Here is a 17,647-nt window from a genome sequence, read left to right as displayed (position 1 = left end):
TCCAAATCCAATTCATTTATTTATTATTTTACACATTTACCTTAAAGTTAAAATAAAATTTAAAGTCATTCTCTATACCAAAACATAGTTTTTTTAATTAAAACAATCATATTTACTTCTGTAAATCAACTATTAGGGATAAAAAAAGACGGACCTAACGATCCGCCTTCTTCTATAATAGATTAATTAATTATTTCTTAATTGCTTTTACTGTTTGCTTTGTTCCGTCTTTCATATTCAAAACCACTACATAAAGACCTTGTTTCAAATCACTTAAATGAAGAACAGATGAAGGGCTTTCAATAGTTTTCACCAATCTGCCTGAAACATCCATAACAGAGACTGATTTCACAAGATCTGCTTTTGCAATATTCAATACCTCAGCAAATGGGTTTGGATATACTTTAATCTCGTTCTTAGCTTTAGACACTTCTGACGTTCCAAGAGTTTCTTTATTAATAGTAATAGTAAATGCTCCCTCTAAATTATCTGTGCCATTACTATAATGTCCTACATTTACATAATATACAGTTCCTACCACAGTTGGTACTGAGATTTCTTCTGCACTACCCAGGCCATTACTATCAATAGTACTTTCGCATACTAAATTATCACAAGTACCACTAAAGACTCCTATCTGAGGATCAAAATTGCTTCCTGCCGGCATTGATACTTTAATATTATGAACAGTACCATCTCCTGTGAATTTAAACCATGTTCCATCATTCATACTATTAGAGCAGATTGAAATAAATCCGTTATTATTAGTAGCTCCTGCTGCATCAGATTGTGTATATGCATAAGGGAATGCAGAAGCAGGTAACGCTCCTAAGCAGTCATCATTTATTGGTGGTGGTGGAATTGTTCCTATGCAAATATCAAAGCTTTGAGCCTCACCCGCTCCTCCATCGGTAAACACTCTTACATAATAGGTTTCCCCTGCCGTAAGACCAGAAATTACCTTAAACTCATCATAATCTGAACACTCAACATTTGCCAGATTACTGCAATCACCATTTAAAACCTGAAACATAAGTGAATAGCTCTCCACTGATCCAATAGAAACCATATTACTCAATGAAATTGTATGAGATACTGAGGTTGCAGTAAATTTGTACCATACATCATCATCTGCTTCCCCATAACATGGGTCTACAGGTACATTGGAATCAGTAGCCTCAAAGGTATGCCCAGATGTTTTACTTCCACAATTCATGTCCGGATTTACCGTTAATGTAACTGCTGTAGTACATTCATCATTCAAAGGAGGAGATAGTGTGGTGGAAAATTTTGTTTCGGAACAGCCTGAAGACTCTCCTCCTGCTCCCACTGCTATAATTCTCACATAATAAGTAGTATCTAAAGAAAGAGGTGCTGATGGAGTAAAACTCGTTGTAGTTACCGTTTGCTGATTCACGATATTAGAGCCTCCTGGAGTGGTCCCTATAGATATTTTATAACTTGTAGCACCAGGTGATGGATACCAGCTAATATCAGGAGATAATGGTATCATAACAGCATTATTTGCTGGTGATATTAAAGAAGTACAGGCAGGTGTTGCACCAGGTGTTAGCCCCATAAAAGTAACAACAGATCTATAATCAAATATACTGCCATACTCAGGATCTGAAGGATCAATATCTGAAAAGCTACTTATACTCCCAATAGATCTGCTAGATGTATTATTAAGGTGATGTACATAAAACACTCGCTCATCGTCATACTCAGGATTATTTTCATCAACTGCAATCACTAGATTCTGTGTATTATTATAAGAAAAAGGAGTAGCAAAAGTAAGTTCTACCATTCCGTTCACATTACTTACTGTACCGGCATATACCTCTGTAAGATCCGAAGCCGGAACCCAATCAGTGTCAGATGCAAATTCAGTTTTAGAGGTATGTCCTAAATAAACAACCCAATCTGATGAGTTCGTAATATCTCCAGCAGGATCCAGATAGAATTTGAGACCTGTAATGTTTCCTGCGGCATTCGCATTGATTTCTTGCTTTGTAAATATTTGTTGGGAATAGGAGTATTCCCAATAGCTGTCAACCGGAACCTTTCCGATAACAGTGCTTCCTTGTCCTAAGGTAATTTGTGCACTTAAAAACATACTTACCATCAGTAAGCACAAAAGTAAGATTTTCTTCATATACATTTTTTTAAGGTGTTAATACATTTATCAAATTTATAATAATTTTAATATAAAATTAAAAAAATATTAAAAAAAAGCAGCAACCATTAAGTTACTGCTTCAAATTATTATATTAATTGGTTTTATCTCTTAATTGATTTAACCACTTGTCTTGATCCGTCTTTCATATGTAATACAACTAAATACATCCCTTGCTTCAAGTCTGCTAATTGAAGTATAGCAGAAGGATTTTCGATTGTTTTCACAATTCTTCCTGCTCCGTCAATAATCTGAACAGATTTTATTTTAGAAACATCGGAAATATTTAAAGTTTCAGAGAATGGATTTGGATAAACTTTAAGAGCTTCTTTTATTTTTATTTCAGAGGTTGACAACTGTGAGGCACTAATTTTAAAGTTATCTATAAAGAAATCATAATCCTGCAAATCATTTACAGTACCTGAGGATCCATAAAATGCAAAGATTGTATTTGGATTATTATACCCAGCAAGATCCAATGTATATGTATTCAATGTATTGGAAGGTGCGTTAGCTGCTCCCCAGCTTTTCAAAACGGTCCATGTAGTTCCACCATCAGTTGAAACAATAAACTGTAGCGTATCATCACTTCCCATAGCTGAAGAAGTAGTATCTCCAAAAGTTGTCACACCATAATCAAATTCAACTTTATATCCTCCTGCAGAAAGATCAAACGAGGCTGTTTTCAACCATCCTGTTTTGTCAGTACTATAAAGGTTTATTTTAGCAGCACCTGTACTTCCTACATTAAGGAAACCATCTGCCGCCCATAGTGCAGTAGTACCAGTAGCCCCTGTAGCAGGTGAACCTCCTGAAGCTACTGACCAACATATACCAGGGAAAGATGAGAAGTCATTAGAATAATTAGGGACAACTGGTGAACATGCCGTAGTAAATGAAAGCGGCCCAATCCAAACTCCTTTATCTACACCATTACAATTTGATCTTACCCAAACATTATACATTGTGCTATGCAAAAGACCTGATAATGTTTTGTTTGTAGCAGCAATATTTGTTACAGTGGCAGTGGTAGCCATTGTAGGAACTATATTTGTAGTCGAATAATATATTTCATAACCACTTCCAGGAGCTGAAGTAGGAGCCGCCCATGCAATATCTGCAGTTTGGGTTGATATATTGGATACAGCTATTGCCGTTGGCTCAGAACAAGCAGGAGTCAATTCATAGGATACATCATCGATAAGAACACTGTTTGCCGGGCTTCCTGTATGTCTGAAAGCTAATGTCGTAATACCGGCCGGGGCAGTGATATTATTCACAATAAAAGTATCTGCAGCCGAGATGCTTGTTGTTGTATATACTCCAAGGCTTACAAAAGAAGAGGCTAATGCAGGATCAGTTAAATACCCTACTTCAACTTTCCCACCTACTGTTGAATTTGATCTGGCTTTAAACCTCAATCTGTAAATCCCAGTATCTAATGTACTTACAGGTCTCATTTTCACAACCGCCATAGAACTCGTTGATGTAGAATACATATATAGGACATTTGGAGAGCTTCCAATTGACCCAGTCTGTGTATTGGCACTTCCACCGGAACCTACTTTACCCCAACATACAGGCCAGCTTCCAGATGCTACCCCATCAAAATTCTCAAAGAATGTTGTAACAGGACTGCAGACCGTTACAAAACTTCTTTCGGTACATGCAGTTAAACTCTGGGTAGCTGTATACGCACCAACTGAGTAATAATAAAGTGTTGAATTATTAAGAGAAGTAGGTAAAGTATAAGTTGTTACATTTCCCACATCTACATTATTCATAATATCTGTACCTCCAGGTGTAGTACCAATTCTTAATTTGTATCCGCTTACCCCTGTTACAGCAGCCCATGTGAAGGTAGGGGTCAACGAAACATCAGTTGCAGAAGATGCCGGTGCTGAAACTGTAGGACAAATTGATAAAGTCGTAAAATTTCTTTCTGAACAGCCTGAAGAAGTCTGAGTAGCATTGTAAGAATTGATTGTATAATAATATTTTGTATTAGAATTCAATTCATTTGGATACGTATAGGTAAGTGCATTTCCTACATCAAATCCATTCAGAATATCAACTCCTCCAGGTGTTGTTCCTATTGTTAGTTTATATCCTGTTGCATCAGGATGTGCAGACCAAGTAAATACTGGCTTCAGCGCAACTCCTGTCGCCGATGAGCTTGGCGCAGACACCGTAGGACAGAATGATAATGTTGTAAAAGTTCTTTCACTACAACCCGAAGATGTCAAAGTCGCATTATAGGCTTTGATCGTATAAAAATACTTTGTATTGTAGCCAAGTGGCGTATTATAGTTATAAGTTGTGACATTACCTACATCCAAATTGTTTGCAATATCAGTTCCTCCGGTGGTTGTTCCGATAGAGATTTTATAACCTGTGGCTCCATCGGACGCAGTCCAGGTAAATACAGGAGTTCTGGAAACACCTGTTGCAGAAGAAGACGGAACAGAAACAGACGGGCAAGGAATGTTTTTTGTTGTAAAATTTGTCTCAGTACATCCTGTTGCTCCTCCTACAGCATTCTTAGGTGAAACAGTAAGATAATATGTCGTCATATAAGATAACGCTGAGGCTGTTGGTAATGTATAACTTGTAACATTTCCCACATCTACATTATTCACAATATTATTTCCTCCTGATGTGGTTCCCACGTTCACTACATAGGAACTCGCCCCCGCAGCAGCAGCCCAGCTAAAAGTAGGCGTTAAAGAAACCCCAGTAGCCCCAGTAGCAGGAGTTGATATTGTACTACATGCCGGAGGGGTCGCCGGCATTAACCCCAAGACCTGCATTACCGATCTGTATCCTGATCTAGTCCCTGTAATTGTAGGATTGTTAGGGTCAGGGTTTGTAGTATCATTTCTGTAATAAAGACTGGAGTTTGAAGCTACTGAATATTTATAGAAATACTCGCTCGATGATGCTGAGGTATCATATCCGTCTTTATTTTCATCTATAGCAACAACCAAATTATCCGTATTATTATAAGCAAAAGGTGTTGTAAATGTGATTTCTACAACACCATTAGTATTGGTAACTGTACCCGCAAATACCTGCGTCAAAGAAGAGGCAGGTATCCATGACGTTGTACTAGCAAATGTATCATTCGGCGTATGACCCAAATACACTACAATCTCATTAGAATTCAATAAAGAAGCAGTGCTTCCCAGAAAGAATTTCAGACCAGTAATATTGCCTGCATTGGTGTTCAGTTCTGATTTCTTAATAATCTGTTGGCAATAGGAAAGTTTGTAATAATTACTCCAGGGTATTGCATCAGAGGTGCTGGTTGTTGAAGCACCATTCCCTAGTTGAACTTGTGCAGAGGCTCCTATTCCAAGAACCAGCATGCACGCAAGTAGAAGTTTTTTCATAAATAGTAAAAATAGTTAGGGCGGTAAAAATATAAAATATTTAAGTAAATATCATAAATTATTAAAAAATATAAATTATTAAATCATAAAAACTAATTATTTTTTAAATAAAATTAAACAATTATTTAATTTTAACAATTATTTATCAATTGGAAGTAATTTAAATAAAAAACTAATTATCAGACAATTAAATAAAAAAAATAACAAATCCCTACCTATATAAAAATAACAACTTTACATAAAAAAATATTTCTAATGTAAAACAAATAGTATCAGATATTTAGCTTATTTAAACAAAAAAAGTGGCCAAAAGCCACTTTTTTTGTTCATTTATTTTATCTTTTTAGTTCAGATAGAACTCATATTTATTCAGTAATTGTATTTCTTTGATGAGATCTCCATTCAAATCTACAGAATGTTTCATAGACTGAACTTCAATATGAGAATCATCATCAATATTTTTAATGAAGAATTTCAGTTTCTGATTTCCTTTATTTCTATCTAATACTGTTCTGAAGAAATCCAGATCCTCAGGTCTTACATCCATCACATCCATTACCAAAGAGATACTCTTAGCAAATCTTTCAAATGCTTCCTGAAGCTCAATTACATCATTTACATTCACAAAAACTCTTCCGTCTTTTACCTGAGCAAATTTTATTTTAAAGATAACAAACCTCTGTACTTCAAGTTTCTCCTTCAATCTCATATAATCCCTATCCCCTAATCTGAAAGAATAAGAACCTGAATAGTCTTCCAAAGTCACAAAAGCAACTTTTTCACCGCTTCTGAAGCCATCCTGAACCCTGTATTCTGTGATAAGACCTGCTACCGTATATTCTTTTCCGCCACCTCCATTTTCTCTTTCTTTCTGAAGGGTTTTCCAGTCTTTCTTTTTTTCTTCAAACAACTCGTCCTGTTTATTAGCAAAAGCCTGCTCTTTATATGCATCTACCTCATCAAGATTTAGGAATAAGAAATTTCCTTTTGGCTCTGCCTTTTTGGTTGTTTCTTCTATTATTTCTTCCTCTCCTACAGACAATTCATCAGAAACAATTTCAGTAAGATCTGTAGTTTCATCCTGTGAATCCTGTTCCAAAACAGGAGCTTCATCAGCAGCAGTCTTTTCTTCCTCCTCTTTTTCCAGAACCGACTTTTTAGAGAGTCTTCCCTGCATAAACTGGAACTGATATTTAAATTCATCTAACGGATGGGCAGAAAGATAGAATCCAATGGTTTCTTTTTCCTTATTCAGCTTGTGCATATTGGGCCATTCAGGGCAAGGAGGCAGTTTTGGCTGTTCAATCTGAACTTCATCTGCAAAATCTGCAAACAGAGAATGCTCCATCTCGTTTTTGCTCTCCTGAAAACTTTGTCCATATCTGATTAATCTTTCCAGATTGGTTTTTCCCGCCATATCAATATCGAAATACTGACCTCTGTGGAATGCATCCAGTTCATCAAAAGCTCCGGCAACCACTAAACTTTCCGCTACTCTTTTATTCATTTGGGAAGGCAATATCCTTTCAAAAAAATCATAGATATTTTTAAATCTTCCGTTTTCTCTTTCTCTTGTAATCGCTTCACTTGGACCTTCTCCGATTCCCTTGATTGCCCCCAGTCCAAAACGAATCTGTCCTTTTTCGTTTACAGAGAATTTGTATTGGGATTCATTCACATCAGGTCCTAAAACATCGACTCCCATACTTTTACAATCCTCCATGAACATGGTAATAGAATCGGTATTGTTGATGTTATTACTCATCACACTCGCCATATATTCTGCCGGATAGTTGGCTTTCAAAAATGCCGTCTGATAAGCAATAAAAGCATAACAGGTTGAGTGGGATTTGTTGAAGGCATATTCAGCAAACGCTTTCCAGTCATTCCAGATTTTCTCCAATCTTTCTTCATTAAGGTTATTTTTTCTACCTCCCTCAATGAACTTCGGGTACATTTTGTTAAGAACGTCAATCTGTTTCTTACCCATCGCTTTTCTCAGGGTATCCGCCTCACCTTTTGTAAAGTTGGCCAGCTTCTGGGAAAGAAGCATTACCTGCTCCTGGTAAACGGTAATTCCGTAAGTTTCCTTTAAATATTCTTCTGTTTCCGGTAAGTCATAAACAATCTCTTCAATACCGTGCTTTCTGTTAATAAAGTTCGGAATGTATTTGATTGGACCCGGACGGTACAGTGCGTTCATCGCAATAAGATCGGCAAAAACCGTAGGCTTAAGCTCCCTCATGTACTTTTGCATCCCGGGACTTTCATATTGGAAAATCCCAACCGTTCTTCCTTCTTTAAATAACTGATATGTCTTCGTATCATCCAGCGGAATAAGATCCGGATCAATATCTAATCCATATCTTGCTTTCACCAATTTTAAGGCATCTTTAATAATGGTAAGGGTTCTAAGACCCAAGAAGTCCATTTTCAAAAGACCTGCACTTTCTGCCACCGAGTTATCAAACTGAGAGACCAGAATATCAGCATCTTTAGCGGCAATAGTTACCGGAACCAGGTTACTCACATCCTCCGGAGTAATGATTACACCACAGGCATGAATCCCCGTATTCCTGATACACCCTTCCATCTTTTTAGCACTTGCCAGTACTCCGTGACGTGCATCATCAGGACTTTCCAGAACATATCTCATTTCATCAACAAGCATCTGTTCTTCCGGTTTCAGTTTATCATATTTTGCTAATGCTTTCGCAATGTTCATCCCTGGTGTAGAAGGGATAAGTTTAGCAATATTGTTTGTATCAGGAATTGGAACATCCAGCACCCTTCCGGCATCTTTAATCGCGGATTTCCCCCCCAATACGGAGTAGGTAATAATCTGTGCTACCTGGCTTTGTCCATATTTTTCAATTACCCATTTAATAACCCGGTCTCTACCTTCATCATCAAAGTCAATATCAATATCGGGCATTGAAACCCTTTCAGGATTCAGGAATCTCTCAAAAAGGAGGTCATATTTAATGGGGTCAACGTTGGTAATTCCGATACAGTAAGCAACTGCCGATCCAGCTGCCGATCCTCTTCCGGGCCCTACCCACACTCCCATATTACGGGCCTCATTACAAAAATCCTGAACAATAAGGAAATAACCCGGATATCCGGTATTGGCAATTACTTCCAATTCGAAATCCAGACGTTCTTTAATTTCATCTGTAATTCCAGTTTCAATATATCTTCTCCTCGCTCCTTCATAAGTAAGGTGGGTAAGATAAGCCATCTCCCCTCTTTTTCCTCCGTCTACCTCATCTTCTGTATGGATAAATTCTTCGGGGATATCAAACTTTGGAAGGAGAACGTCTCTTTTTAAAGTATAGGGTTTAAATTTTGCAAAAAACTCCTCATAGGCTTCAAAGGCATCGGGATAAGCAAGGAAAGCTTCTTTTACCTCATCAGAGTTTTTAATATAATACTCTTTGGTAGCAAGTCCTCTTCTTTTCCCAAATCCTTTTCCGATAGGTGTTGTAAGCTTTTCTCCGTCTTTGATACAGCTTACAATATCCTGAATGTTAGCATCATCTTTATTGGTATAAAAGGTTTCGTTCTGAGCCAGGATTTTAACGTTATATTTATCTGCCAGATATAACAGCACCTCATTTAAGTGTTCTTCTTCAGGTAGATTATGGTTCTGAAGCTGAACATAAAAATCCTCTCCAAAAGTTTCACTCCACCATTTAAAACGCTCCTCTCCTTTTTGTTCCCCGGTATTCAGGATAGCATCCGGAATATCTCCTAAAATTCCGGAAGTTAAAGCGATAATTCCTTCTTTATATTCAGCAATCAGTTCACGGCTAATCCTTGGAACCCCAAAATAGAATCCTTTTAAGAAACCGATACTTGAAAGTTTTGCTAAGTTCTTATATCCATTAAAGTCTTTTGCCAAAAGCACTACCTGAGTCCTCCTGTCGGGATCATCTTTGGTAAACTGCTTTTGCTCATAACGATCTGAAATATAAAATTCACAGCCAACAACTGGAATCAACGGTGTAGAAACAGGTTCTGCTTCATTAAATTGAGTACCATTTTCTTCTGCTTCCTGTTTTTTGGCTAAATATTCTTTATGCTTTTTCGCTCTGTCTCCGTTAGCTCCTTCCACAGCAGAAACGAATTTAAAAGCTCCCATCATATTTCCAAGATCCACCATTCCGACAGCCGGAAAGTTTTCATCAGAAGCTTTTTTAATCAGATCATTAATGCTTGTAGTAGCCGTAAGCGTTGAGAAAACACTATGGTTGTCAAAATTGAAATATTTTCCTAAATCAATTTCATCAATACTCCCGAAATCCTGTTGTTTCTTCTTATTATGGAAATCTGCAACCTGTCTTCTGATAACAATATTGAAAGGCTTTATCGGATCCGGATAAAGGCTCTTAAAATAAGCGAGCTGGTCTTCTGAAATTTTTAACGTTTCAGCAGGAACAACTCCTATTCTCATCATTTCGAAAAACGCTCTGGCGGTAGCATTTACATCGGCAGCAGCATTATGAGCTTCATCAAATTTATTACCATACAATTTTTCATAAAGCTCTTCAAGCTTAGGAGATTTATATCTACCTCCACGACCTCCTCCTAACTGGCAAAAGTCTGTTCCCAGAATCATCGTATCGGCTCTGGGTTTTTCCTGAAGATTGTCTTTTATATTTTTTCTATAAAATTCTGCTCCTACAATATTGTAATCAAATTCAACATTGTGTCCGGAAACTACTCTTATCTTTTCAAGAACCTTTGAAAATTCTTCCAAAATCTCCTGTAGATCACGTCCTTCATCATTAGCAATTTTCGTTGTAATTCCGTGAATTCGGGCAGCATTAAAGGGAATATCATAGCCCTCAGGTTTTATTATATAATCCTGATTTTCAATTAAATTACCATCATCATCATGCACCTGCCATGCAATCTGAACCATTCTTGGCCAGTTTTCTGAATCTGAAAGCGGAGCATTGAAATTTTTTGGTAAACCGGTTGTTTCTGTGTCAAAAATTAAATACATATAATTTTCTAACTTTTTATAAAAAAGAGAATGTAAAGTTACTCATTTTTTCGAATTTACTGTCTTTAAAGTCCCAACACCCACACTGTATAAATTTAACAATATAAAAATCAAATACATTTAGTAAATCAAACACATTTAACTCAAAAACATGTAAAACATTGATTAAAATATTAAAAAAAATAATGTTTAATCATTCTAAATAGAATTTTATAAATATTTTAGCCTATATTTGAGCCGTTACAATTTTAAATATTTACTAACCATTATGAAGAAACATTTACTTTTGGTCGGTACTTTAGCTATTTCAATGCTAAGTGCGCAAAACAATGAAGGATTAAAAAGAGAGTTTGAAAGACAAAACAAAGAGAACAGCGCTAAGTTTGACTCTTATGTTGCAAAAAAGTATGGAAGCACTGCGAAATCTGCCGACATCCAGAAAACAATTGAAGAAGAAAAAGCTAATCTAGCAGGGTTTTTCCGTAATAAACCTTATTTCTACCAAGCAGATGATCAAAATCAAATTTTGAACACTAATGCAGATGCTTTAACTACAGCGGGTAGTGTCGCTGGACTGGCAGGATCTTTTAAGGGAGAAGGAATACTTTATACCATATTTGACGGAGGAAGAATTTACGCCGCACACCCTGCATTTGACAATACAGCTGGCAGAATTACAAACAAAGAAGCTGCTACAAATGCGTACAGCGCACATGCTACCGGTGTTGCCAGTATTGTGGGGGCAAAATCATCTCCTCTAACTGCAACAGCAACTGATGGGACAACACAAACTGGAAATGCAATGGGAATAGCATTAAATTCAACAATGAATTCTTATAGATTTGCTACAACAACATTACCTGGTAATACAGCTACCAGTACTGTATTTGAAAAAATCCTCATAGCTCAGCCGAAAATCTCTAACCACTCTTATGGAAGTAATTCAGGATGGACTATTGCGACTGTTTCCGGTGCAACTGCTCTGGTTTGGAATGGAGATTACTATCCTGCTACCGATACTGAGCCTTATGCTACTTTTGATCTACAAGGCACCTATTTTACTAATGATCAAAACTATGATAACATTGTATACACTAACCCTACAAATGTTATTGTAAAATCTGCAGGTAATTATTTTGGTATGGGACCAGCCTTACCGGGTGGATCAACAGCTCCTAAGTATTACAAAGACGATAATAATAATCCTGTTTTGTTTACAGCAACAGATACCCTTCCAGCAACAAACTGTGGTAACGGTGGAGACTGCATAGGACCTGGTTCTCTAGCTAAAAACATTATTGTCGTAGCTGCTACAGAAGTTATCACTACTAATAATTATAGATATACCACTTCAACAGATGTCGTAAAAGCTGATTATAGTAGTGCTGGACCAAGAGATGACGGAGGTATTAAGCCAGATATTGCAGCTCCGGGATCAGATATATGGATGGCATCAACTGCAGAAAACACTACAGGAAGCATTGCTTGGCAAATCAACAGTGGAACTTCAATGTCTGCACCACAGGTAACAGGGATTATCGGACTTTGGATGCAAATATATAAATCAATGTTTAACAATGCAGATATGAACGCTGCCACAGCTAAAACATTGATGGTACATTCAGCATCTGAAGCAGGAACTGTAGGTCCTGATGCGTGGTATGGTTGGGGATACATCAACGCGAAAAAAGGAGCTGAACTTTTAGTTGGAAAATCTAATAATACTGTAATTTTCAATGAGGAAACCCTAAACAACGGAAGTACAAACACCCAAATAGTAAATGCTTCAGGAAGCGAACCTCTTAAAGTAACTATTTCCTGGATTGACCCAGAATTTAAGCTTCCTGGAAGTATCAGTTGGGAAGCTGCGTACAATAACCGAAACTCTAGACTTGTAAATGATCTAGATTTAAGAATTACTGACACCTCTACTAATACAGTATATATGCCATGGAAGCTTAATCCTATTAATCCAACAGCTCCTGCAACTAAGGATGACAATACTGTAGATAATGTAGAGCAAGTAGTTATTGAATCTCCTGTAGCAGGAAGAAGTTACAAGATTGAAGTCCTTCACAAAGGAACACTGGTGAACAACGCTACACCAGGTGTTACAGCTCCTCAAAAATATTCAATTATTGTTACAGGACATACCGCAGGATCTTTAGGAACCAAAGAAGGTGCTAAAGCTTTAAGCGAACTTGCTGTTGCCCCTTCTATTACCAAAGATGTAACTAATATCTTAAACGCTCCTAAGAAATCAACATTCACTATTTATGATATGTCTGGTAAGAAATTACAAAGCGGAAATATCAACAGTGAAAAAGAAGCAATTAATTTATCTGCCCATCCAAAAGGAATTTACATTGTTGAAGTAAAAACCGACAAAGATGTAGTGGCTAAAAAAGTGATTAAAGAGTAATATCTTACACAATATAAATTTATAGAGGATACCGACATCTGTTGGTATCCTTTTTTATTTTTTACTAGAACTCATATTCTTCATACTCTTTTTCATTAAAAGTCCTATTCAATTATTTCTATTCTACCTATTCCTTATCTCAACCTGAACGAAAATTAAACTAGAAAAATTAAAAATAATTTAAATTTTTAAATCAAAAGCAAAATAAAACCCAATAAACAATGTAAAAAATAAAATTATAAACACTAAAAAAGGAAATAAAATACAATATTCATATATTTGAAAAAACACAGCAACCTTTAAACATTTATCAAATATTATGAAGAAAATCTTTATTTCGATCAGCACTTTGATTATTTCATTAACAAGTGCACAAAAAAACAATGAAATACTGGAAAGAAAATTTGAAAACCAGAGAATTGAAAACAGTAAAAAGTTTGATGCTTACATAGCCAAACGCTATGGACAAAACAGAAATCCGGAAGATTTAAAAGAAATTGAAAAGCAAAGAATTAGCTTAGCTGGCTTTATTGAAAACAAACCTTATTTCTATAAGGCCTATGATCAGGACCAGATTATGAATTCTAATTCCGACTATTTACAGGGAGGTACGATTAGCGGCTTAACAGGCTCATTTAATGGTGAAGGTATTAAGTTTACTATTTTTGACGGAAGCTCTATTCCTGGTACTCCAGGAAGAGTATTTGACGGTCACGTCTTTTTCAACAATGCTACAGGCAGAATAAGTAATAAAGAAGCTACCACTCTTATATATGGAGATCACGCAACATCTGTTGCCGGCTTTATTGGAGCCAGAAATTACCCTTATACTGTCACCCTTAATAATGGTACCACCAGAGCTGTAAATTTTAAAGGCATTGCTCCTAATTCAACTATAGATGCTTATGCTTTCTTACAGACAACATTACCCGGTGAGACAAGCCCAAGTACTATTTTTCAAAAAATAATTAAAGCACAGCCTAATATTTCCAATCATTCGTATGGAGCTAATTACGGTTGGAGTGAAGGAGCAGTCAATGGAGCAGCTGCATGGGTATGGAATAGCGCTTTTACCAGCCCAAATACTTCTTATGATGCACAAGGTACTTATCATAATAATGACAGGGATTATGATCAAATTGTTTACAATAATCCCTCATACATCATCGTAAAATCTTCAGGAAACTCTTACGGAGATGGCCCAAGCACAGCTACCAGTAATTATAAAAAATATTATGAAGACGATAATGGAAATCTGGTAGAATTTGCATCAACAGATACATTACCTCCCAACAACTGCTCCCAAGGATATGACTGTATTGGTATTGGCTCTTTGGCAAAAAACATTATTGTAGTAGGAGCCACTGACAGAATTACAACTAATGAAGGAAGATATACATCCTCAACAGACGTTATCCATTCTTCTTATAGTAGTGCAGGACCAAGAGATGATGGTGGTATAAAACCTGATATTAGTGCTGTAGGAACATCTGTAGCAAGTGCCAGTTCAGATAATAACACAACGGGAAGCCAGAGCCTTACAGTTGGTAATGGCACTTCTTATTCAGCACCTGTTGTTACAGGGATTATTGGATTATGGACACAGATTAACAAACAATTATTTTCCGGAAATCTTTTAAATGCAGCTTCTGCAAAAACACTCATGATCCATTCTGCTTTAGAAGCAGGAAACCCAGGCCCTGATCCACATTTTGGGTGGGGATTTATTAATGCTAAAAAAGGTGCAGAATTGCTTGTAGGAAAATCCAACAATACTGTTATTTTCAACGATGAAACATTAAACAATGAAATCCCTAATAATAAGACAGTTAAAGCATCTGGAAATGAACCATTAAAAGTAACTATTTCATGGACAGACCCTGAATTCACAAACTTCACAAGCCAGTGGGTGAATGTTCACAACAATAGAACATCTAAGTTAGTTAATGATTTGGATTTAAGAATTGTTGACACCACAGATAACACCACCTACCTTCCATGGAGACTTGATTACAACAATCCTATGACTGCGTTAAAAGGAGATAATACAGTGGACAATGTTGAACAGGTAATTGTAGACGCTCCGGTAGCCGGAAGAAATTATAAGATCGTCATTAATAATAAAGGAACCCTGAAAAACAATACAGGCACTAATGCTCCTCAAAATTATTCTATCATTGTAACAGGGCATAATGAAGTATTAGGAACCAAAGAGTCTAAATCGGGAGTTTTAAGCAATCTAGCTGTTGCTCCTTCCGTTACAAAAGACGTAATAAACATCCTGAAAGCACCTAAAAAATCCACCTTCACAATTTATGATTTGTCTGGTAAAAAATTACAAAACGGCACCATAAACAGTGACAAGGAAGTAGTTGATTTATCGGCTCATACAAAAGGAATTTACATCATTGAAGTAAAAACCGACAATGATGTTATTTCTAAAAAAATCATTAAGGAATAATCAACAAATTCATATTTTTTTTGCAAAATACTAACAGTTGTTAGTATTTTGTTTTTTTTATATATATTTGCTTCCTATGGAAAATACACTTCACGAAAAAGTTTCTCAGGATATTTTACTTAAAGCGTACAATCATATGATGCTTGCTAAGGCAATGGCCGACATTTATGAGGAAAACAGAAACATATGTAAATACGTTCATAGTACTTCAAGAGGCCACGAAGCCATCCAATTAGCAACTGCCTACCAATTAAAAAAAGAAGACTGGATTTCTCCTTATTACAGAGATGAAAGCATCCTTCTGGGAATCGGTTTTGAACCTTATCAATTGATGCTTCAATTATTGGCTAAAGCTGATGATCCTTTTTCAGGAGGTAGATCCTATTACTCTCACCCTTCAAGCAGGGATGAAAACAAACCTAAGATTATTCATCAAAGTTCTGCAACAGGAATGCAGACTATTCCTACGACTGGTGTTGCCCAGGGAATAAAATATATCCAGGATTTCAATCTTCAACAGTTTGAAAACAATCCTGTAGTGGTATGTAGTCTTGGAGACAATTCTGTAACAGAAGGTGAGGTAAGTGAAGCATTACAATTTGCAGCATTACATCAGCTTCCTATCATTTTCCTTGTTCAGGATAATGAATGGGGAATTTCCGTAACTAAAGAAGAAGCCAGAACCTGTGATGCCTACGATTTTGTTGCAGGGTTTACAGGATTAAGCAGAATGAGAGTTGATGGAACTGATTTCGTGGAAAGTTTCGAAGCCATGAAAAAGGCTGTAGATTTTGTAAGAACAGAGAGAAAGCCTCTGGTTGTTTGTGCAAAAACAGTATTAATCGGACACCACACTTCAGGAGTAAGAAGAGAATTCTATAGAGACGAAGAAGATTTAACAAAACATAGAGCTAAAGATCCGGGAGAAATCCTTAGAAAACACTTACTGGAAACAGGTACAGACGAGGATCTTTTAAAACAAATCACAAAAAAGACACGCCTTGAAGCTGAAGAAGCTTTTGAAAAAGCTAAAAACGCTGAAGATCCAAAACCTGAAACTGTAATGCAGCATATCTTCGCTCCTACTCCAATTACTGAGGAAGTAGGAACTCGTGAGCCTGCTAATGGTGAAAAGATTGTAATGGTAGATGCAGCTATTCATGCGATACAGGAGTTGATGTGGAAACATCCTGAAGCTCTTCTTTACGGACAAGATGTAGGTGAAAGAATTGGTGGAGTTTTCCGTGAAACGGTAACTCTTGGAAAGAAGTTTGGAAGCAAAAGAGTTTTCAATACAGCCATTCAGGAAGCTTATATTATCGGTTCTACAACAGGAATGAGTGCTGTAGGCCTGAAACCTATCGTTGAAGTTCAGTTTGCTGATTACATCTACCCTGGAATCAACCAATTAATTACAGAAATTTCAAAATCAAATTACTTAAGCGGTGGAAAATTCCCTGTGAGCAACATCATCCGCGTTCCTATCGGAGCTTATGGCGGCGGCGGTCCTTACCATAGTGGAAGTGTTGAAAGTATTCTGGCTAATATTAAAGGTATCAAAATAGCATATCCAAGTAACGCTGCAGATTTCAAAGGATTATTAAAAGCTGCTTACTATGACCCAAATCCAGTGGTTATGTTAGAGCATAAAGGACTATACTGGAGTAAAGTTCCGGGAACTGAAGATGCGAAGACCATTGAACCTGCTGAAGATTATGTTTTACCATTCGGAAAAGGTAAAATTGTGATTGAGGCCGATAAGAATGAAACAGAAAAAGGCAGAACCTTATTAGTTGTAACTTATGGAATGGGGGTTTACTGGGCGAAAGAAGCGACTAAGAACTTTAACGGAAAAGTTGAAGTGATAGACTTAAGAACCATCATACCTTTGGATGAAGAATTAGTGTTTGAAAGAGTAAAAACTCATGGAAAATGTATTGTTTTGACGGAAGAGCAACTTAACAACTCGTTTGCAGAAGCTTTCGCACACAGAATTTCTAAGAATTGCTTTAAATATCTGGATGCTCCGGTAGAAACCATGGGGGCCTTGGATGTTCCGGCAGTTCCTATCAATCTAGTACTGGAAAAAGAGATGCTTCCGAATGCAGAAAAGCTTTCCAAGAAGATCGAAGAAATGCTACAATATTAAATCAATATAAAATGAGACCTCTAAAATTATTTAGAG

Annotated in this window: 6 protein-coding genes; 3 read left to right on the top strand and 3 right to left on the bottom strand. The window is 36.7% G+C overall.

Going from position 1 to position 17,647, the window contains the following annotated elements:
• Positions 1-190: 190 nt before the first annotated feature.
• The 3 genes from J2772_RS05380 to dnaE all read right to left on the bottom strand — a co-directional run bounded on the left by J2772_RS05380 (position 191) and on the right by dnaE (position 10,579).
• Complete coding sequence (locus J2772_RS05380; RefSeq protein WP_209914072.1) at positions 191-2,155, bottom strand: T9SS type A sorting domain-containing protein; 1,965 nt, start codon at positions 2,153-2,155, stop codon at positions 191-193.
• A 125-nt stretch (positions 2,156-2,280) separates the two neighbouring features.
• On the bottom strand, positions 2,281-5,568 hold the full coding sequence (locus J2772_RS05375) for a T9SS type A sorting domain-containing protein (RefSeq protein WP_209914068.1): 3,288 nt from the start codon (positions 5,566-5,568) through the stop codon (positions 2,281-2,283).
• A gap of 343 nt (positions 5,569-5,911) precedes the next feature.
• Positions 5,912-10,579: a DNA polymerase III subunit alpha gene (gene dnaE, locus J2772_RS05370; RefSeq protein WP_209914065.1), complete on the bottom strand. Its 4,668-nt coding sequence runs from the start codon at positions 10,577-10,579 to the stop codon at positions 5,912-5,914.
• Between the two features lie 268 nt (positions 10,580-10,847).
• Between dnaE and J2772_RS05365 the strand changes: the two genes are divergently transcribed.
• The 3 genes from J2772_RS05365 to J2772_RS05355 all read left to right on the top strand — a co-directional run bounded on the left by J2772_RS05365 (position 10,848) and on the right by J2772_RS05355 (position 17,611).
• A complete protein-coding gene (locus J2772_RS05365) occupies positions 10,848-13,001 on the top strand; it encodes a S8 family peptidase (RefSeq protein WP_209914062.1) in 2,154 nt (717 codons plus the stop codon).
• 319 nt (positions 13,002-13,320) lie between these two features.
• On the top strand, positions 13,321-15,462 hold the full coding sequence (locus tag J2772_RS05360; protein WP_209914060.1) for a S8 family peptidase: 2,142 nt from the start codon (positions 13,321-13,323) through the stop codon (positions 15,460-15,462).
• A gap of 76 nt (positions 15,463-15,538) precedes the next feature.
• Positions 15,539-17,611 carry a thiamine pyrophosphate-dependent enzyme gene (locus tag J2772_RS05355; protein WP_209914057.1) on the top strand — a complete coding sequence of 691 codons (2,073 nt, stop codon included), beginning with the start codon at positions 15,539-15,541 and terminating at the stop codon, positions 17,609-17,611.
• The last annotated feature ends 36 nt before the right edge of the window (positions 17,612-17,647 follow it).

The sequence above is a fragment of the Chryseobacterium jejuense genome, assembly GCF_017877355.1.
Lineage (GTDB): Bacteria > Bacteroidota > Bacteroidia > Flavobacteriales > Weeksellaceae > Chryseobacterium > Chryseobacterium jejuense_A.
This window is presented reverse-complemented; position numbering and strand designations above follow the sequence as displayed.

Coding starts and splice junctions, on each gene's coding strand:
- J2772_RS05375 (WP_209914068.1), bottom strand. CDS start 5,568: ATGAAAAAACTTCTACTTGCGTGCATGCTGGTTCTTGGAATAGGAGCC.
- J2772_RS05360 (WP_209914060.1), top strand. CDS start 13,321: ATGAAGAAAATCTTTATTTCGATCAGCACTTTGATTATTTCATTAACA.
- dnaE (WP_209914065.1), bottom strand. CDS start 10,579: ATGTATTTAATTTTTGACACAGAAACAACCGGTTTACCAAAAAATTTC.
- J2772_RS05365 (WP_209914062.1), top strand. CDS start 10,848: ATGAAGAAACATTTACTTTTGGTCGGTACTTTAGCTATTTCAATGCTA.
- J2772_RS05380 (WP_209914072.1), bottom strand. CDS start 2,155: ATGAAGAAAATCTTACTTTTGTGCTTACTGATGGTAAGTATGTTTTTA.
- J2772_RS05355 (WP_209914057.1), top strand. CDS start 15,539: ATGGAAAATACACTTCACGAAAAAGTTTCTCAGGATATTTTACTTAAA.